Origin of the sequence: Mesorhizobium sp. M0870 (assembly GCF_040319775.1) — a bacterium.
Taxonomy (GTDB): domain Bacteria; phylum Pseudomonadota; class Alphaproteobacteria; order Rhizobiales; family Rhizobiaceae; genus Mesorhizobium.
The window spans coordinates 172,642-189,800 of the sequence record NZ_JAMYOI010000008.1; the positions used below are offsets into that span (position 1 = coordinate 172,642).

The window sequence follows — 17,159 nt, forward strand, 5'->3', positions numbered from 1 at the left end:
GGCCGAGAGGCCGCCGCCCGAGGTCTATTGAGAACGACCCATATGAGACATGCGGCACGGTCCCATCCCGCGCCTCACGCTTTCAGGATAGAGAAAAATGCCCCGTCCAACCACATCCAGCCCATCCCAGCGCATGCTGCGCGTCGCCGAACAGGTGCGCCATGCGCTATCCGAAACCCTGCAGCGCGGCGAGATCATCGATCCGCTGATCGAGAACACCGTGGTGTCGGTTTCGGAAGTGCGCATGTCGCCCGATTTGAAGGTCGCTACCGCTTTCGTCTCGCCGCTCGGCGCCAAGGATACCGATGCGGTGGTCGAGGCGCTGAACAAGCATGCGAAATTCGTCCGTGGCCGTGTCTCCGGCGCGCTGCGGCAGATGAAGTTCATGCCGGAGTTCCGCTTCAAGCTCGACACCTCCTTCGACAATTTTGCCAGGATCAATGACCTGTTGAAATCGCCGGAAGTGGCGCGCGATCTGGGTCCTGAGGACCAGGAAAACGCGCACCAGGGCAAAGACGACAACAAGGACACCGAATAGTGGCGCGCCGCGGCAAGAAGAAGGGCCGGCCGATCTCGGGCTGGCTGATCCTGGACAAGCCGGTCGGCATGGGCTCGACCGAAGCCGTCTCCAAGATCAAATGGCTGTTCCAGGCCGAAAAGGCCGGCCATGCCGGCACGCTCGACCCGCTGGCGTCCGGTATGCTGCCGATCGCGCTTGGCGAGGCCACCAAGACCGTTCCCTACGTGCAGGACGGCGCAAAGATCTACCGCTTCACCGTTGCCTGGGGGCAGGAGCGCTCCACCGATGACCTCGAGGGTCCGGTGACGAAAGAGTCCGACCTGCGCCCGTCGCAAGCCCAAGTGCTCGCCCTGCTGCCGAAATACACTGGCGTCATCATGCAGACGCCGCCGCAATTCTCGGCCATCAAGATCGCGGGCGAGCGTGCCTATGATCTGGCCCGCGACGGCGCGACAGTCGACATACCCGCGCGAGAGATCGAGATCGGCCGTCTGGACGTTGTCGAGCATGGCGCCGACCATACTGTTTTCGAGGTCGAATGCGGCAAGGGCACCTATGTGCGCGCGCTGGCCCGCGACATGGGCCGCGACATGGGCTGTTTCGGCCACATTTCCGAATTGCGCCGGGTCGAGGTCGAGCCGTTCACGGCGGAGGATTTCGTCACCATCGCCGAACTGGAAGCCGCCCGTTTCGGTGTCCAGGACGAAGACAGCACGACGGACGTCACTTACGCAACGGAAGCCGCTGACACGACAGAGGCTGTCGACAAGGTGGAAGTACCAATCGACTTCGACGCCATCGATGCGCTTCTGGTCGATACGTCGGCGGCTCTCGACTGCCTGCCGCAGATCGCCATCAGCGACGACGCGGCGACCAAGATCCGCCTTGGCAACCCGGTCATCATCCGCGGCCGCGACGCACCGGTGGAAGCCGAGGAAGCCTGCGCCACGGCGCGCGGCAAGCTGGTCGCCATCGGTGCCATCGAGCAAGGCATGTTCAAGCCCAAGCGGGTCTTTGCCGGGTGACTCCTGTCGTCTAATATCGAGGCGAGGACTCGCACGAGGGGCATATGGCAAAGGCTGAGACCGTGAAGACGCGGGCACCAGTGAAAACGCGGCGGCCGCCGGTCGGTGCGTCGCCCGGCACGCTGATCGCCGATCCCTCGGCGCGGCGCAGCGAACTCAGGCTGACGCTGATCTCGCCCGAAAAATTCAAGACTATCGAAAATGCCAGCATCGACGACCTGAACACCCATTGCGATAAATGGCCGGTCCTCTGGCTCGATTGTACCGGCCTCGCCAACATCCCGCTGATCGAGGAGATCGGCCGTATATTCAGCCTGCATCCGTTGGCGCTGGAGGACGTCGTCAACACCGGCCAGCGGCCGAAGGTCGACTTTTTCGAGGATCATGCCTTCGTCGTCGTCAGGATGATCGACGACGTCGCCTCGCACCGCTATGAGCAGATCGCCGTCTTCTTCGGCAATAATTTCGTCGTCACCTTCCAGGAGCGTGAAGGCGATCCGTTCGATCCCGTGCGCAAGCGCATCGAAAGCTCAGCGCCCAACCGGTTGCGCGCGCGCGGTGCCGATTACCTCGCCTATGCGCTGATCGACGCCATCGTCGACAGCTACTTTCCGCCGATCGAGGCCGCCGGCGACATGGTCGACAGCATCGAGGACGAGATGCTGCATTCGCCGCACAAGCATCAGATGCGGCAGCTGCATGAATTGCGGCGCGACGCCAACGTGCTGAAAGGCGTGCTGTGGCCGATGCGCGATGCGCTGGCGACGCTGATCCGCAACGATGTGCCCTATGTGAAGGCCGAGACCAAGATCTTCCTCAACGACACGCTCGACCATGCGCTACGGTTGATCGAGCTGGTCGAAACCCAGCGCGACATGCTGACCGGCCTGATCGAGATGCACCTGTCGCTGAGCCAGGCGCGCACCAACGACGTCATCAGCTATCTCACCATCGTCTCGGTCATCTTCATGCCGCTCACCTTCCTGGTCGGCATCTGGGGCATGAATTTCGATCCGGAGTCTTCGCCCTGGAACATGCCGGAACTGAAGGCCTATTATGGCTATCCCTTGTCGCTGCTGTTCATGGCGCTTGTCGCGTTCGGGCTGATCGCCTTCTTCAAATGGAAGAAATGGCTTTGACAAGGCTAAAACCTGCCATTTTGGCCTGAAAAGCCGGCTTGTGAATTGGGCTGGTGTTTTCCGGGGAATTGCACTATATGCGCCGCAGCATAGCGCTATGACGTTTTGCTTGCACCGGCCCCTGCTGGACGACATCCCGGCTGAGGGCGACCCGTTTCCTCAAACAGATAAGGAAAAACACGATGTCGATTACTGCCGAGCGCAAACAGGAATTGATGGGTGAATTCGCAACCGCCAAGGGCGATACCGGGTCTCCGGAAGTCCAGGTGGCCATCCTTTCCGAGCGCATCAAGAACCTGACCGACCATTTCAAGGACCACAAGAAGGATAACCATTCCCGCCGTGGTCTGCTTGCTCTCGTCTCCCAGCGCCGCAGCCTGCTTGATTATCTCAAGCGCAAGGACGACGCGCGCTACCAGACGCTGATCGAGAAGCTCGGTCTGCGCCGTTGACGAATTGACCGGCGGGCTTTCGAAGGAGAGCCCGCCGGTCGCGCATTCTGCCAGTCGCATCGACTGGCCAGACCCGGTTTCGATCGTGCAGAGGGCACTCGAAACCGCCCATGGACGGTCATGGGGCAGGATTGCAGGACGCTCGCGCGCGCACCGCGCCGAAATCACCCGAGCTTCCCGTTGTCTTGCCCGTGGCTGCCCGAGAAAGGAAGCCAGGGAAAGGGCATCCGCGCACCGTGAAACGGCGCGGCCCTTTCCTCATATTAAGGACAAGACATGTTCAATCACCACAAAGTGGAAATCGAATGGGGCGGCCGTCCGCTCATCCTCGAAACCGGCAAGATCGCACGCCAGGCTGACGGCGCGGTGCTCGCCACCTACGGCGAGACCAAGGTTCTCGCCACCGTCGTTTCGATGAAGGAGCCGAAGCCCGGCCTCGATTTCTTCCCGCTGACCGTCAACTACCAGGAAAAGACCTACGCCGCCGGCAAGATCCCGGGTGGCTATTTCAAGCGTGAAGGCCGTCCGAGCGAGAAGGAAACGCTGGTTTCCCGCCTCATCGACCGCCCGATCCGCCCGCTCTTCGCCTCCGGCTACAAGAACGACACCCAGATCGTCGTCACCGTCGTCCAGCACGATCTCGAGAACGATCCCGACATCCTGTCGATCGTTGCCACTTCGGCCGCCTTGACGCTCTCGGGCGTGCCCTTCATGGGCCCGATCGGCGGCGCTCGCGTCGGCTACATCAACGGCGAATACGTGCTCAACCCGCATGTCGACGAGATGCAGGAATCCAAGCTCGACCTGATCGTCGCCGGCACCACCGACGCCGTGCTGATGGTTGAGTCCGAGGCCAAGGAATTGGGCGAAGAGCTGATGCTCGGCGCCGTCATGTTCGGCCACAAGGGCTTCCAGCCGGTCATCGACGCCATCATCAAGCTGGCCGAAGTTGCCGCCAAGGAGCCGCGCGACTTCACCGCGCCGGACTATTCCGCGCTTGAAGCCGAGATGCTGAAGATCGTCGGCGACGAACTCAGCAATGCCTACAAGAACGTCGACAAGCAGAAGCGTTACGCCGCCGTCGACGCCGTCAAGGCGAAGGTCAAGGCAGCGTTTGCCCCGGCCGAAGGCGAAGACGCCAAATACACTTCCGAGCAGATCGGCAGCGTGTTCAAGGAACTCCAGGCCAAGGTCGTGCGCTGGAACATCCTGGACACCGGTTCGCGCATCGACGGTCGCGACCTGAGCACGGTTCGCAAGATCGTCTCCGAAGTCGGCGTTCTGCCGCGCACCCATGGTTCGGCGCTGTTCACCCGCGGCGAGACCCAGGCGCTGGTCGTTGCCACGCTCGGCACCGGCGAGGACGAGCAGTATGTCGATTCGCTGACCGGCATGTACAAGGAGAAGTTCCTCCTTCACTACAACTTCCCTCCCTATTCCGTCGGTGAGACCGGCCGCATGGGTTCGCCGGGTCGTCGCGAAATCGGCCATGGCAAGCTCGCCTGGCGCGCCATTCGCCCGATGCTGCCGAGCGCTGACCAGTTCCCCTACACGCTGCGCGTCGTCTCGGAGATCACCGAGTCCAACGGTTCGTCGTCGATGGCCACTGTCTGCGGCACCTCGCTGGCGCTGATGGATGCCGGCGTGCCGCTGGCCAAGCCCGTCGCCGGTATCGCCATGGGCCTGATCAAGGAAGGCGAGCGTTTCGCCGTTCTCTCCGACATCCTCGGTGACGAAGATCACCTCGGCGATATGGACTTCAAGGTCGCCGGCACCGCCAGCGGCATCACCTCGCTGCAGATGGATATCAAGATCGAAGGCATCACCGAGGAGATCATGAAGATCGCGCTGGACCAGGCCAAGGATGGCCGCCAGCACATCCTCGGCGAGATGGCGCATGCTCTGACCGGCGCGCGTTCGGAACTGGGTGAGTTCGCACCGCGCATCGAAGTGATGCACATCCCGACCGACAAGATCCGTGACGTGATCGGCTCGGGCGGCAAGGTCATCCGCGAGATCGTCGAAAAGACCGGCGCCAAGATCAACATCGAGGACGACGGCACGGTCAAGATCGCTTCGTCCAACGCCAAGGAGATCGAGGCGGCGAAGAAGTGGATCCACACCATCGTCGCCGAGCCGGAAGTCGGCGAGATTTACGAAGGTACGGTCGTCAAGACCGCGGACTTCGGCGCTTTCGTCAACTTCTTCGGTCCGCGTGATGGCCTCGTCCACATCTCGCAGCTTGCCAACGACCGGGTCGCCAAGACCTCGGACGTGGTCAAGGAAGGCGATAAGGTCTGGGTCAAGCTGATGGGCTTCGACGAGCGCGGCAAGGTCCGCCTGTCGATGAAGGTCGTCGACCAGGCCACCGGCAAGGAACTCGCCCGCGACAAGAAGACCGAAGGCGAAGAAAACGCCGCCTGATTGGTCTGAGACCATGAATCGAAACGGGCGCGGCTTATGTCGCGCCCGTTTTCATTTTAGCTCCGTTTTCACTTCAGATCGTCTAGACAGGTCGAGATCGAACAATGTCCGCCGAGCCGTTGAAGACGCTTTTCCATCCCTTTGAGGCCGAGGCTGTTGCTTTGCCGGTAAAGGGCGAGCGCGTGCTGTTTCTCGGCGCTGAGCCAGGATTTCGCCTGCCTGAAGGCTTCGAGGCGACGCTTCACCTCGTGCAAGGCTTCCGGCCGGATTTTCGTGCGTTGCAGGCCTCCGGCGTCACCGCGCAACCGGAAGGCGGCGGCTTCGATATGGCACTTGTGCTGGCCGGCCGGCATCGCGGCCTGAACGAGGTGCGCATCGCCGATGCGCTTGAGCGCGTGGCGCCTGGCGCCTTGGTCGTCATTGCCGGCGGCAAGGATGACGGCATTGCCAGCCTGCGCAAGCGCGTTGACGAACTTGTCCCCCTTGAGGGCCATCTGCCGAAATATCACGGCATCGCCTTCTGGTTACGCCGTCCCGCGGATCTCGCCGTCGCGGAAGAACTGCGCGCCGCCAATCCCGCTCTGCTGGTTGAAAACCGGTTCCGCACCGCGCCCGGCATGTTTTCCTTCGACCGGATCGATACCGGCTCCAAATTGCTGGTCGAGAACCTGCCCAATGATCTGCGGGGCAGCGTTGCCGATTTCTGCGCCGGCTGGGGGTATCTGGCTGCCGAGATCGCCGCCTGCTCCCCCGGCGTTCAGGCGCTCGACCTCTATGAGGCCGATTTCGCCTCGCTCGAAGCCGCAAAGCTCAATCTGGCAGGAGTCGGCCAGTCGATCGCCAGGAATTTCTTCTGGATCGATCTGCTGAAGGAACCGGTCGAGAAGCGTTACGACGCGATCGCCATGAACCCGCCCTTTCACCGCAGCCGGGCGGCCGAGCCGGAGATCGGCGCCGGCATGATCCGCGCGGCGGCCAAGGCCTTGAAACCAGGTGGGCGGCTGTTCATGGTCGCCAACCGCCAGCTTCCCTATGAGCCGATCCTGGCGGCCGCTTTTTCGAGCCATGCCGAACTCGCTCGCGCCGGCATGTTCAAGGTGCTTGTCGCTCGTCGTTGAAGCATGATCCCGAAAAGTGGATACCGGTTTTCGGAAAAGGTCATGCTCAGACGAAAACAGACATCGCGTCGCACTCAATGCAGATTGGCGACGCGCCGGACCTCATCGGTGACATGCGCGTCGCCGATCCTGATCTTGAGGGGGGCGGGCCTGCCGTAAAGATAGCCTTGCACCACCTCGCAGCCGGCTGCCCTGAGCAGCGTCGCCTGGCTTTCGGTCTCGACGCCTTCGGCAATGATGCTGACCCCGAGCGCGCGCGAAAGCCCGACGATCGTCGAGACGACCGCGCCGGAGCTGGAGTCGGTGTCGAGGCGGCTGACGAAGGACCGGTCGATCTTCAGCTTGCCGAATGAGAAATCGATCAAGTAGCTCAAATTGGAATAGCCGGTACCGAAATCGTCGACGGCGACCGAGATGCCCATATCCGCAAGCTCCTTCAGGATGGCGGCGGCGCGGTCGCGGTCCTGCATCATCGCCGTCTCGGTCACTTCCAGCTCCAGCCGCGACGGCTTGATGCCGGTGCTCGTCATAGTGTCGCGCACGATGCCGACGAAGTCCTTGGTCATGAACTGGACGGGCGAGATGTTGACGGCGACGAAGCAATCATCGGGCAGATGCTGTGCGTCGCTGCAGGCTTTGCGCAGCACCCATTCGCCGATCGGGCCGATCATGCCGGTTTCCTCGGCGATCGGAATGAACTCCATCGGCGGGATCATGCCGCGTTCCGGATGCCGCCAGCGGATAAGCGCTTCATACCCGACGATGCGGCCGGTCGGGAGATCGAGCTGCGGCTGGTAATGAAGGTCGAAGTCGCCACGCTCGAAGGCTATATGCAGTTCGGATTCGATCCATTGGCGATGGTCGGCGACCCTGCCCATTTCGGCATGGAAGACCGACCAGTTGCCGACGCCGCTGGCGCGCGCGTTCTGCAGCGCCAGATTGGAGCGGCGCAGGATGAGGACCGGATCGACGCCGTCCTTTGGCATCGCCACGATGCCGACCGACAGGCTGACCGATTGCAGGTGCGTACCGAGATCATAGGGCTCCATCATCTCGTCGATGAGCCTCTCGACGGTGCTTTCCAGCGATCCGGACACCTGATTGTCGGGCAGCAGGATCGCGAATTCACCGGCGCCGATGCGTCCGATCAGCGCGCGCGGCGGCACGCACGTCTTCAAGCGCTTGGTGAAGGCGCGGATCAACTCGTCGCCCTGGCTGTAGCCGATGGCGTCATTGATCTGCTTGAACCGGTCGATGTCGATATCGATGAGGAACATCGGCTCGCCGGTCCGGCTGGTCGCGCATGCCGCCTCGGCAATCTTGCCGACCATCGCCGGGCGTGCCACCAGGCCGGTCAGCTTGTCGAAATGGGTTTCCGTGAAGACGAAATCCGCCGATTCATCGACGCCGGCGAAGAAGGACATCGCGGCGACCGATGCCGCCAGTGCGCAAAGAGCGGCCATCACCGAGACCATCATGTCCGCGGAGATGCCGACAAAACCATCGCCGAGGCCGAGCTTCAAGCCCCAGAGCCCGAGGACGAAACTGCCGAGACCCGAACTCGCTATGGTGAGCAGTCGGAACACCGGTGTTCGCTTCGGGTTGCTGACGGCGAGCATTGAAAGTTCCCCTGAGTACGGGGCTTTCTAGCGGATATCTCCTTAAAATGAGTTTCCGCGAATGAATCCAATTTTACTGGACCGAAAGTATTTCTTGAGCGGATCAATACGCCTAGCGCTGAAACGGATTCAGTTGGCGCGCTTTAAGCTTCGTGTCTTCAATGTCGCCATTCCAAAACCGCCGCGCACCTTTGGGCGACAGGCGTTAGTCTCGTCCGCCGTCGGTCTGCTTCAATTCGTCGAGTGTCGGCATGGAAACGATGTGATAGCCGGAATCGACATAGTGGATCTCGCCGGTAACCCCGGAAGACAGATCCGACAACAGATAAAGTGCCGAGCCGCCGACCTCGTCGATGGTCACCGTGCGGCGCAGCGGCGAGTTTCGCTGCTGGTAGGAGAACATATGGCGCGCATCGGAAATACCGGCGCCGGCGAGCGTGCGCACGGGTCCAGCCGATATGCCGTTCACCCTGATGCCGCGCGGACCGTAATCGTTGGCGAGGTAGCGGACACTCGCCTCCAGCCCTGCCTTGGCGACGCCCATGACATTGTAGTTCGGCATGACGCGGACGGAGCCCGCATAGGTCAGCGTGATCATCGATCCGCCGTCCTGCATCAAGGTGGCTGCATGGCGGGCGACCTCGGTGAAGGAGTAGCAAGAGATCACCATGGTACGGACGAAATTGTCCCGGCTGGTGTCGGCGTAGAGGCCTTTCAACTCGTTCTTGTCGGAAAAGCCGATGGCGTGGACGATGAAATCCAGCCCGCCCCATTCCTTGCCCAGGGTCTCGAATGTGGCGGCGACCGAAGCGCTGTCCTCGACGTCGCACGGCACCACCAGCGAGGCGCCGAGCTTGTCGGCCAGCGGCTTAACCCTGCGTCCGAAGGCATCGCCCTGATAGGTGAAGGCGAGTTCCGCCCCATGTTCGGACAATTTCCGGGCAATTCCCCAAGCGATCGAATGATCGTTGGCGACACCCATGACAAGCCCGCGCTTGCCCTTCATCAATCCGTCCATGGCCGGCAAATCCTTATGCGGAATAGCGCTGGAAAACGAGCGTGGCGTTGGTGCCGCCGAAGCCGAACGAATTGGACAAGACAGTATCGATCCTGGCGTCGTCGATGCGCTTTCGCACGATCGGCATGCCCTCGAATTCGGGGTCGAGGGTCTCGATATGGGCGCTTTCGCCGATGAAGCCGCCCTGCATCATCAGGATCGAATAGATGGATTCCTGCACGCCGGCCGCGCCCAGCGAATGGCCGGTCAGCGACTTCGTCGAGGTGATATACGGCATCTCTGGGCCGAACACCTCGCGGATCGCTCCCATTTCCTTGGAATCTCCCACCGGCGTCGAGGTGCCATGGGTGTTGATGTAGTCGACCGGTGTGGAAACCGTGGCCAGCGCCTGGCGCATGCAGCGGACCGCGCCCTCGCCTGAAGGAGCAACCATGTCGTAGCCATCCGACGTCGCGCCATAGCCGACGATCTCGGCATAGATCTTGGCGCCGCGCGCCTTGGCATGCTCAAGCTCTTCCAGCACCAGCACCCCGGCGCCGCCAGCGATGACGAAGCCGTCGCGATTGGCGTCATAGGCGCGGGAAGCGGTCGATGCCTTGTCGTTGAATTTCGACGACATCGCGCCCATGGCGTCGAACAGGTCCGACATCGTCCAGTCGAGATCCTCGTGGCCGCCGGCAAAGATGATGTCCTGCTTGCCCCACTGGATCAATTCGTAGCCATTGCCGATGCAGTGCGCCGAGGTCGAACAGGCCGACGAGATCGAGTAGTTGACGCCGTGGATCTTGAACCAGGTGGCAAGCGTTGCCGATGCGGTTGATGACATTGCCTTCGGCACCGCGAACGGACCGATGCGCTTGGGACTGCCATTCTTCAGCGTCGTTTCGGCAGCTTCGACGATGGTGCGGGTGGATGGTCCGCCCGATCCCATGACGATGCCGGTGCGCTCATTGGTGATGTCGCTCTCGCCGAGGCCCGCATCCGCGATCGCCTGATCCATGGCGACATGGTTCCAGGCAGCCCCCTGGCTCAGGAAGCGCATCGCACGGCGGTCGATCATGGCCGATGGATCGAGCGTCGGCGCTCCCCAGACCTGGCAACGGAAGCCGTGTTCGGCGAAGGAATCGGAGAAGCTGATGCCGGATTTGGCGTCATGCAGAGAGGTCTGCACCTCGTTGGCATTGTTGCCGATCGACGACACAACGCCGATGCCTGTGACTACGACACGTCTCATTCGCAACTCCTTCCAGGGATGCTGGCCAGAGAGCTGGCCAGGGATGCCGGTCAGCCAACCGCCGACTGCTTGGACAGACCGACTTTCAAATCCGTTGCCGCGTATATGGGTTCGCCATCCGCCTTCAGCCAGCCATCGGCGATGCCGAGCACCAGCCGGCCCCGCATCACGCGCTTGAAGTCGATGCCATATTCGACCTTCTTCACCGAGGGCGTGACCATGCCCTTGAATTTCACTTCACCGGTCGACAGCGCCATCCCCTTGCCGGGTTCGCCCAGCCAGCCAAGATAGAAGCCCGTCAATTGCCACATGGCGTCGAGGCCGAGGCACCCCGGCATGATCGGATTGCCGATGAAATGGCAGGCAAAGAACCACAGGTCCGGCTTGATGTCGAACTCCGCGCGGATGAAACCCTTCTCGAAGGCGCCGCCCGTCTCGCTGATCTCGGTGATGCGGTCGAACATCAGCATCGGCGGATAAGGAAGCTGGGCGTTGCCCGGTCCGAACAGTTCGCCGCGGGCGCAGGCCAGCAATTCGTCGTACTCGTAGCTGGATTTACCCGCCATCAATCTCATCCCATATCGTTCCGGGCTATCGGGTGCCCTTGTCGTTGGTTTCCTAACACAATCTGTTTCAGGCCGGAAACCGGCGTTTGCGCTTAGCCTGCTCGTCTGCCTGGGTCAATGCGCGCTATTGATCGCATTCGGACGACAGAATATATGTCCTGAGAGGTCCGGTTTCGGCAGACGTTCATTTTTTTGCCATTCTGGGCGTGTCTTGGGGCGGAACTGTGGGGTTCGACGAGAAGATGGACCTGGACGGCCGGAAGGAAAATGTCGCTGTGGACAAGCGGGTCCGTGAAGCCGGCCTGAGGCCGACGCGTCAGCGCATTGCGCTGGCCGATCTGCTTTTCGCCAAGGGCGACCGGCATCTGTCGGCCGAGGAACTGCACGAGGAGGCGGTTGCCGCCGGCGTGCCGGTGTCGCTGGCCACCGTCTACAATGCCCTTCACCAGTTTACCCAGGCGGGACTTTTGCGCATCCTCGCCGTCGAGGGCGCGAAAACCTATTTCGACACCAATACCTCCGACCACCACCATTTCTACATCGAAGGCGAAAACCGCATATTCGACATCGACAGCGGTCCGGTGACGGTTGCCAACCTGCCGGAGCCTCCGGAAGGGATGGAGATCGCCAATGTCGACATCGTGGTGAGGCTGCGCCCCAAACGCCGCGAATGACCGGCGAGGCCCCCTGACCGTGCCCGCGCTGTTGCTGCTCGCCGGGCACATGTGGGGCAATGCGATGGCGGTTGCTGATCTGGATCGCCCACATCGCCATCGACCGCGCGCTGGGTTACGGCCTGAAGCTGTCGACCGGCTTCCGGACACCCATCTCGGCCGCATCAGGACTAGATGACCACCGCTTGATGCAGGCGGCCGGACCGCTCATGGCTCCGCTAGATATCGCCTCTCGACACCGGCATCGTGGAAACCGTCTCGAGCATTCGCTCCGTCGCGTCGAACAGTTCATGGGCGAGACCAAAAAGCCGGGGATATGGCGAGAACACCAAAATCGGGTTCAAGGCGCAGACCGTCACGCCGGCTGCTTGTTCGCTGACCACGAACTTGAACGGCGCTTCGGGCACGGCGCCAGGATCGGTCAGCAACAGGCGCGCCATGTATCGCGGGTGGAACCAAAGCAGTTGACGGAGCCGAATGGTGGAGATCCCGCCTTTCCTGAGCAGGGCCTGCGGATCGATCTCATGGATGATCCATAGCTCGGCAGCAGCGATGGCGTCGCGAAGCCGTTGCAGTGTCTCATCGAAACCATAGCTGGAGGAAACGACGATCTGGTGACGCGGAATGGTCGCCATCGAACTCGGATCGAGGGTCACGAGGTCAGTCATTGAGAAGCACTGTCCGTGGAAAGTCGAGTTCTGGCTGGGCGAAGTGATTGAGGATGTTGGAATAGAAGTTGAGTGCGACATGCGCGATCACCTCTGCCAGTTCCTCGTCGTCGAGCCCCGCGGCCCTGGCGGCGCCGAATGCCTGGTCGGTGACGGCTCCGCGGCTACGCGCCACATCCGCAGCCAACGCCAGCGTGGCCGCCACTCTGGCATCGCTTGAATCGCCCCTGCGATTTAGCTCCAATTCCGTATCGGAGATGCCGATCTTGGATCCGCGAAATGCGTGGGCCGAAACGCAGTATTCGCAGCGGTTCACCTCAGCAGTTATCAGGGCGATCTGCTCGCGCAATTTCGAACTGAGACGGCCGCTCTGCAGCGACTCGCGAAATTGCAGATAACCTTTGAGAGCGACCGGAGAGTTGGCCAGGACGCGATAGAGGTTCGGGACGCGTCCGAGCTGGCGTCGCGTTTCCGCCAGAAGCTTGCCGGCTTCCGTATCGGAATCTTCGTTTATTGGCGATAGGCGAGACATCTAATCATTCTCCTTCCGGGTCAGCCGGCAGCCGCCGCGCTTCGTCGGAATCCATATGACTCGACCAGGAGCATTTGGAAATGTCATAGTAGCTGTCTCTATGATATGAGTACGAAATGAAGCATCTTGCCATCGAACAGCTTCGCAGCTTCGTGCTTGTTGCCGACTGCGAGAGCTTCACCACCGCGGCCGATCTTCTCGGGACCACCCAGTCGGCGATCAGCCTGCGGGTCCGCAAGCTCGAACAAACGATGGAGCGGCGTCTCCTGGCGCGGACGCCGCGCGCGGTTTCGCTGACGCCCGAAGGCGCGCGGTTCCTTGCTTCGGCGCGGCAGGTCCTCGAGGCTCATGACCGGGCCGTGGCCACATTCGATGCTGGCACGCAAACCACCACGCTCCGGGCGGCCATCGGCGATCACGCCGCCGGTGCGCTTCTGGAGTCGGCGTTTGGGCGTCTGAGCCAGGTCTTTCCGGAATTGCTGCTGGAAGTGTCGGTGGGTCTCTCAGCTGAGATGCAGGCCCGCTACGACGCAGGCAAGGCCGATTTTGCCGTCGTGCGCATGGATATCAGCCGGCGCCAGGGCATCCCGCTCTACCGAGACCAGCTTGTCTGGTGTGCAAAGTCGCCTGACGTCTGGCGGTCGTCTGCCGCGTTGCCGCTGTTGGCATTGCCCGGATCCTGCACCGTCCGACTGGCAGCGGAACGCGCGCTCGATGGCAGCAATACCGCCTGGCGCCTCGCCTTCACCGGCGGTTCGGTGACTGCGTTGCAATCGGCCGCCAGCGCGGGCCTGGGAGTGGCGGCGATCGGGCAGAGCCAGGTACCGGCCGATTGCGTGATACTGAACCGGTCGTATGGATTGCCGGATTTGCCAGCCAGCCGGATTACGCTCCTGACACGGTTGAGCAACCCGCTGAGAGGCGCAATCGCTGCCGCTTTCGCAGCGGACGCGAGCGATCGGCGGCGTGAATGACAATACTGCAATTGAGTTTGATGAAGCGGAGGCGCAAGCACCTTGTTGCCGTATCCGTGATTGCCGGCCTATTTCTGATCCCGAGTTCTTCCGAGCCTCGCGATGAAGTTGTCAGTCCTTGACCCGTTCGCCGGGATAGGCGCCCCAGACAACCGACTGGGCAAGCCAGCCGGTGTGGCCGTCGAACGTCATTTCGCACCACTGGCCGTCGCAGGATTTGATCGTACCCATGACGCCAGGTTCGATCATCGCGACCACCCTTGCGTCCTTGTCGGGACTGTTGAGAAGGTTGATTTGGGCACCCTTGCCGCGCTGCCACGGGGCAACGATTGCCGTGCGCCGGCCGGAAAGCAGCGACTGGTTGATCCAGCCTTCCGAACCATCGGCATCGCGCACGCGGCGCCATGTGTCGAATTCCTGGATGATCTCCATCGGCAGGCCGGCCTTCATATACATCCAGTCGACCGAGTAGTTGGCCCCGGGACCGACGCGCGAGTTGACGCGGCCGGATTTCAGGCTGACGAAGCGCGGCAGCGGCAGGCCGCTCGGACCAAGCGTGACGACGCCCTGGGCAGGTGCTGCGGCACTCTGCGCGCCCGCAAGCGGAGAATAAAGCAGAGCGCCGAGAAATGCTGCGCTGAGGGTCAGGCGAAGCGACGCGAAACCAGACACTTTCATTCCTTTCGGCGCTTGCCCATCGGCCTCGGCGCCCCTTTTTCTTTGTCTTCGGCGGCACCGCTTGTTACAGGGAGTAATCGGCACCGCGACCGGCTTTCAGTTTCGCCGGTCTTGGTTAAAGAGGTCTCAACGAGATCGGGTTAGAAGCAATTCCAGCAAAAGTGTGAAGCGGTTTTGCGTTCGGAATTGCGGCAAGTACTCGAGAGGGAAACAATGGCAGGCAAAAAGAAGCCTCTCGTCGTCATCACGCGAAAGCTGCCCGACCCCGTCGAGACCCGCATGCGCGAGTTGTTCGACGCAAGGCTGAATGTCGAGGACCGGCCGATGACGCAGCCGGAACTGGTCGCGGCGGTCAAGGAGGCCGACGTGCTGGTGCCGACGGTAACCGACCAGATCGACGCCGCACTGATCGCCCAGGCCGGCGACAACCTCAAACTGATCGCGAATTTTGGCAATGGCGTCGACAAGATCGATGTCGCGGCCGCGGCCAAGAGGGGCATCACCGTCACCAACACGCCGAATGTCCTGACCGAGGACACCGCCGACATGACCATGGCGCTGATGCTGGCGGTGCCGCGGCGGCTGGCGGAAGGTGCCAATGTGCTCACCGGTGACAAGAAATGGGCTGGCTGGTCGCCGACCTGGATGCTGGGCCGGCGCATCTGGGGCAAGCGGCTCGGCATTGTCGGCATGGGCCGCATCGGCACCGCCGTCGCCAGGCGGGCCAAGGCCTTCGGACTGTCGATCCATTATCACAATCGCCACCGCGTGCTGCCGGCCGTGGAAGACGGGTTGGAGGCGACCTATTGGGAAAGCCTCGACCAGATGCTGGCCCGCATGGATATCATCTCGGTCAACTGTCCCTCGACGCCGGCAACCTTCCATCTGCTTTCGGCGCGGCGGCTGGCGCTGCTGCAGCCGACTGCCTATGTCGTCAACACCGCACGTGGCGACATCATCGACGAGGAAGCGCTGGTCAAGCTGATTCAGGACGGCAAGATCGCCGGCGCCGGGCTCGATGTCTACGAGCATGAGCCGGCCTTGAACAGCAAGCTGCTGAAGCTCGCCGCCAAGAACAAGGTCGTGCTTTTGCCGCATATGGGCTCGGCGACGCTCGAGGGCCGCATCGACATGGGCGAGAAGGTCATCATCAATATCCGCGCCTTCGTCGACGGCCACCGCCCGCCGGATCGGGTGCTGCCGCTCAGGACCTGACGCTGTCGCGGCCCACAAACCGTAAGATAAACCTTACGGGATGGCTTTGCGCATGGTGATCGAGGTCGGCCTGGCATAGCCCTCGTGCGCCGTACGTTCAGTTTCGCGAAAGGCGAGGCGAGCAAAGGCCGCATGATTCCCGGTCAGCTCGATCCGCGTCTGAAGCTCGATTGCCGTCTTGCCGCGGCTGCGGGCAAGGTCTTCGACCGCCTGCATCAGCCGCCGGCCAATGCCTTGTCCCTGGCAGTCCGGCGCGACCGCGAGCTTGCCGACATAGAACTCTGTCACCTTTTCAAGGGCAAAGACGCAGCCGACGATCCGATCGCCCTTGAGCGCGACGAAGCCGGTCTCCCACCGCGCCTTGTCCCGCAGAGTGTCGGTGGTCAAAAGGTGGGCCGAGGAGGGCGGGTCGATGACGCCGTCCATCGAGGCGAAAGCGCGCATGATCAATGCGAGCACATCGTCCCAGCGGTCGAAATCGGTCGGGATCCGCGTGATGGAGACAGCTTCGATCCGGTCCAAGAATTCAGCTTCTCTTGTAGCGGATGGTGTCGAAGCGCGCCGCCAGCCCATCATAGAGCAGCAGCCGGCCGACCAGCGGTTCGCCGACGCCGGTGATCAGCTTGATCGCCTCCATGGCCTGCAGCGTGCCGACGACACCGGCCAGCGCGCCAAGCACGCCGGCTTCGGCGCAGGACGGCACCAGGCCCGGCGGCGGCGCCTCGGGAAACAGATCGCGATAGCCTGGATTGGGTTTGCCGTCCTTGCCGTCTTCGAATGGCTTCAGCACCGTTACCGAACCATCGAAGCGTCCGACGGCGGCATGCACCAGCGGCTTGCCTTCGCTCGCGCAGGCATCGGCCACGGCATAGCGCGTTTCGAAATTGTCGGAACCGTCGACGACGATGTCATAGCGGGCGACGAGGGCGGGCGCATTGTCCTTGGTCAGCCGGATTGTGTGCGCTTCAACAATTGTGTTGGGATTGATGCGAGCGATTGCCGCCTTGGCGCTATCGGTTTTCAGCAGGCCGACAGTGTCGGTACCGTGAATGACCTGGCGCTGCAGATTGGACAGCGAAACGGTGTCGTCATCGACCACGCCTAGTGTGCCGACGCCGGCGGCGGCGAGATATTCAAGCACCGGCGCGCCCAGCCCGCCAGCGCCGATGACCAGCACCCGGGCCTGTTTCAGCCTTTGCTGGCCGGCTCCGCCGATCTCCGGCAGCACGATGTGGCGGGCATAGCGTTCGATCTCGTCTGCGGTCAGGGCGGCAGTGGTCATTGCCTGATCATACAGGGACTG

The 17,159-nt window shown here is 62.1% G+C and carries 18 protein-coding genes and 1 pseudogene; 10 read left to right on the forward strand and 9 right to left on the reverse strand.

Annotated elements, in window-relative coordinates; translation table 11 throughout:
- Nucleotides 1-97: 97 nt before the first annotated feature.
- The 6 genes from rbfA (at nucleotide 98) to NKH97_RS12575 (ending at nucleotide 6,678) form a co-directional block, all read left to right on the forward strand.
- Nucleotides 98-538, forward strand: a complete 441-nt coding sequence (gene rbfA / locus NKH97_RS12550; RefSeq protein WP_352797046.1) for a 30S ribosome-binding factor RbfA — start codon at nucleotides 98-100, stop codon at nucleotides 536-538.
- Nucleotides 538-1,545, forward strand: coding sequence for a tRNA pseudouridine(55) synthase TruB (gene truB / locus NKH97_RS12555; protein ID WP_352797048.1), 1,008 nt, complete (start codon nucleotides 538-540; stop codon nucleotides 1,543-1,545). The genes rbfA and truB overlap by 1 nt, the downstream gene beginning before the upstream one ends.
- A 44-nt stretch (nucleotides 1,546-1,589) precedes the next feature.
- Entirely contained in the window at nucleotides 1,590-2,684 is a 1,095-nt protein-coding gene (gene corA, locus NKH97_RS12560) for a magnesium/cobalt transporter CorA (protein WP_352773407.1), read from the forward strand.
- 140 nt (nucleotides 2,685-2,824) lie between these two features.
- Nucleotides 2,825-3,136, forward strand: coding sequence for a 30S ribosomal protein S15 (gene rpsO / locus NKH97_RS12565; RefSeq protein WP_269470859.1), 312 nt, complete (start codon nucleotides 2,825-2,827; stop codon nucleotides 3,134-3,136).
- A gap of 276 nt (nucleotides 3,137-3,412) precedes the next feature.
- Entirely contained in the window at nucleotides 3,413-5,560 is a 2,148-nt protein-coding gene (pnp, locus tag NKH97_RS12570; protein WP_023811402.1) for a polyribonucleotide nucleotidyltransferase, read from the forward strand.
- 104 nt (nucleotides 5,561-5,664) lie between these two features.
- Nucleotides 5,665-6,678: a class I SAM-dependent methyltransferase gene (locus NKH97_RS12575; protein WP_352797051.1), complete on the forward strand. Its 1,014-nt coding sequence runs from the start codon at nucleotides 5,665-5,667 to the stop codon at nucleotides 6,676-6,678.
- A gap of 74 nt (nucleotides 6,679-6,752) precedes the next feature.
- On the opposite strand, the gene NKH97_RS12580 is transcribed toward NKH97_RS12575, so the two are convergent.
- The 4 genes from NKH97_RS12580 to fabA form a co-directional block, all read right to left on the reverse strand.
- On the reverse strand, nucleotides 6,753-8,297 hold the full coding sequence (locus tag NKH97_RS12580) for a putative bifunctional diguanylate cyclase/phosphodiesterase (protein WP_352610750.1): 1,545 nt from the start codon (nucleotides 8,295-8,297) through the stop codon (nucleotides 6,753-6,755).
- 205 nt (nucleotides 8,298-8,502) lie between these two features.
- Nucleotides 8,503-9,315, reverse strand: a complete 813-nt coding sequence (fabI, locus tag NKH97_RS12585; protein ID WP_023811399.1) for an enoyl-ACP reductase FabI — start codon at nucleotides 9,313-9,315, stop codon at nucleotides 8,503-8,505.
- A gap of 13 nt (nucleotides 9,316-9,328) precedes the next feature.
- Nucleotides 9,329-10,549, reverse strand: a complete 1,221-nt coding sequence (gene fabB / locus NKH97_RS12590; RefSeq protein ID WP_023811398.1) for a beta-ketoacyl-ACP synthase I — start codon at nucleotides 10,547-10,549, stop codon at nucleotides 9,329-9,331.
- 50 nt (nucleotides 10,550-10,599) lie between these two features.
- On the reverse strand, nucleotides 10,600-11,115 hold the full coding sequence (fabA, locus tag NKH97_RS12595; RefSeq protein WP_013527885.1) for a 3-hydroxyacyl-[acyl-carrier-protein] dehydratase FabA: 516 nt from the start codon (nucleotides 11,113-11,115) through the stop codon (nucleotides 10,600-10,602).
- A gap of 242 nt (nucleotides 11,116-11,357) precedes the next feature.
- Between fabA and irrA the strand changes: the two genes are divergently transcribed.
- Nucleotides 11,358-11,789: an iron response transcriptional regulator IrrA gene (gene irrA / locus NKH97_RS12600; RefSeq protein ID WP_024503471.1), complete on the forward strand. Its 432-nt coding sequence runs from the start codon at nucleotides 11,358-11,360 to the stop codon at nucleotides 11,787-11,789.
- A gap of 74 nt (nucleotides 11,790-11,863) precedes the next feature.
- Nucleotides 11,864-11,967 (forward strand): annotated as a pseudogene (locus tag NKH97_RS12605) (DUF4260 family protein); the annotation flags it as partial.
- 40 nt (nucleotides 11,968-12,007) lie between these two features.
- On the opposite strand, the gene NKH97_RS12610 reads toward NKH97_RS12605, so the two are convergent.
- Together NKH97_RS12610 and NKH97_RS12615 are read right to left on the reverse strand one after the other, a co-directional pair.
- Nucleotides 12,008-12,445 carry a DUF302 domain-containing protein gene (locus tag NKH97_RS12610; RefSeq protein WP_352797057.1) on the reverse strand — a complete coding sequence of 146 codons (438 nt, stop codon included), beginning with the start codon at nucleotides 12,443-12,445 and terminating at the stop codon, nucleotides 12,008-12,010.
- Between the two features lie 4 nt (nucleotides 12,446-12,449).
- A complete protein-coding gene (locus NKH97_RS12615; protein ID WP_023811394.1) occupies nucleotides 12,450-12,989 on the reverse strand; it encodes a carboxymuconolactone decarboxylase family protein in 540 nt (179 codons plus the stop codon).
- Between the two features lie 116 nt (nucleotides 12,990-13,105).
- On the opposite strand from NKH97_RS12615, the gene NKH97_RS12620 reads away from it, so the two are divergent.
- A complete protein-coding gene (locus NKH97_RS12620) occupies nucleotides 13,106-13,963 on the forward strand; it encodes a LysR family transcriptional regulator (protein ID WP_352797060.1) in 858 nt (285 codons plus the stop codon).
- 111 nt (nucleotides 13,964-14,074) lie between these two features.
- Here NKH97_RS12620 and NKH97_RS12625 read toward each other — a convergent pair whose 3' ends face one another.
- Nucleotides 14,075-14,635, reverse strand: coding sequence for an SH3 domain-containing protein (locus tag NKH97_RS12625; RefSeq protein ID WP_352797063.1), 561 nt, complete (start codon nucleotides 14,633-14,635; stop codon nucleotides 14,075-14,077).
- 219 nt (nucleotides 14,636-14,854) lie between these two features.
- Between NKH97_RS12625 and NKH97_RS12630 the strand changes: the two genes are divergently transcribed.
- Nucleotides 14,855-15,856 carry a 2-hydroxyacid dehydrogenase gene (locus tag NKH97_RS12630; protein WP_023811391.1) on the forward strand — a complete coding sequence of 334 codons (1,002 nt, stop codon included), beginning with the start codon at nucleotides 14,855-14,857 and terminating at the stop codon, nucleotides 15,854-15,856.
- Between the two features lie 33 nt (nucleotides 15,857-15,889).
- On the opposite strand, the gene NKH97_RS12635 is transcribed toward NKH97_RS12630, so the two are convergent.
- On the reverse strand, nucleotides 15,890-16,378 hold the full coding sequence (locus NKH97_RS12635; RefSeq protein ID WP_352797066.1) for a GNAT family N-acetyltransferase: 489 nt from the start codon (nucleotides 16,376-16,378) through the stop codon (nucleotides 15,890-15,892).
- A gap of 4 nt (nucleotides 16,379-16,382) precedes the next feature.
- Nucleotides 16,383-17,138, reverse strand: coding sequence for a molybdopterin-synthase adenylyltransferase MoeB (locus NKH97_RS12640; RefSeq protein ID WP_352580075.1), 756 nt, complete (start codon nucleotides 17,136-17,138; stop codon nucleotides 16,383-16,385).
- Between the last annotated feature and the right edge of the window lie 21 nt (nucleotides 17,139-17,159).

What these genes read in the sequence shown, in the direction of transcription:
- NKH97_RS12580 (WP_352610750.1), bottom strand. Translation starts at nt 8,297, where the DNA reads ATGCTCGCCGTCAGCAACCCGAAGCGAACACCGGTGTTCCGACTGCTC.
- fabB (WP_023811398.1), bottom strand. Translation starts at nt 10,549, where the DNA reads ATGAGACGTGTCGTAGTCACAGGCATCGGCGTTGTGTCGTCGATCGGC.
- NKH97_RS12575 (WP_352797051.1), top strand. Translation starts at nt 5,665, where the DNA reads ATGTCCGCCGAGCCGTTGAAGACGCTTTTCCATCCCTTTGAGGCCGAG.
- fabI (WP_023811399.1), bottom strand. Translation starts at nt 9,315, where the DNA reads ATGGACGGATTGATGAAGGGCAAGCGCGGGCTTGTCATGGGTGTCGCC.
- fabA (WP_013527885.1), bottom strand. Translation starts at nt 11,115, where the DNA reads ATGGCGGGTAAATCCAGCTACGAGTACGACGAATTGCTGGCCTGCGCC.
- NKH97_RS12640 (WP_352580075.1), bottom strand. Translation starts at nt 17,138, where the DNA reads ATGACCACTGCCGCCCTGACCGCAGACGAGATCGAACGCTATGCCCGC.
- rbfA (WP_352797046.1), top strand. Translation starts at nt 98, where the DNA reads ATGCCCCGTCCAACCACATCCAGCCCATCCCAGCGCATGCTGCGCGTC.
- NKH97_RS12630 (WP_023811391.1), top strand. Translation starts at nt 14,855, where the DNA reads ATGGCAGGCAAAAAGAAGCCTCTCGTCGTCATCACGCGAAAGCTGCCC.
- irrA (WP_024503471.1), top strand. Translation starts at nt 11,358, where the DNA reads ATGGACCTGGACGGCCGGAAGGAAAATGTCGCTGTGGACAAGCGGGTC.
- corA (WP_352773407.1), top strand. Translation starts at nt 1,590, where the DNA reads ATGGCAAAGGCTGAGACCGTGAAGACGCGGGCACCAGTGAAAACGCGG.
- NKH97_RS12620 (WP_352797060.1), top strand. Translation starts at nt 13,106, where the DNA reads ATGAAGCATCTTGCCATCGAACAGCTTCGCAGCTTCGTGCTTGTTGCC.
- pnp (WP_023811402.1), top strand. Translation starts at nt 3,413, where the DNA reads ATGTTCAATCACCACAAAGTGGAAATCGAATGGGGCGGCCGTCCGCTC.
- NKH97_RS12615 (WP_023811394.1), bottom strand. Translation starts at nt 12,989, where the DNA reads ATGTCTCGCCTATCGCCAATAAACGAAGATTCCGATACGGAAGCCGGC.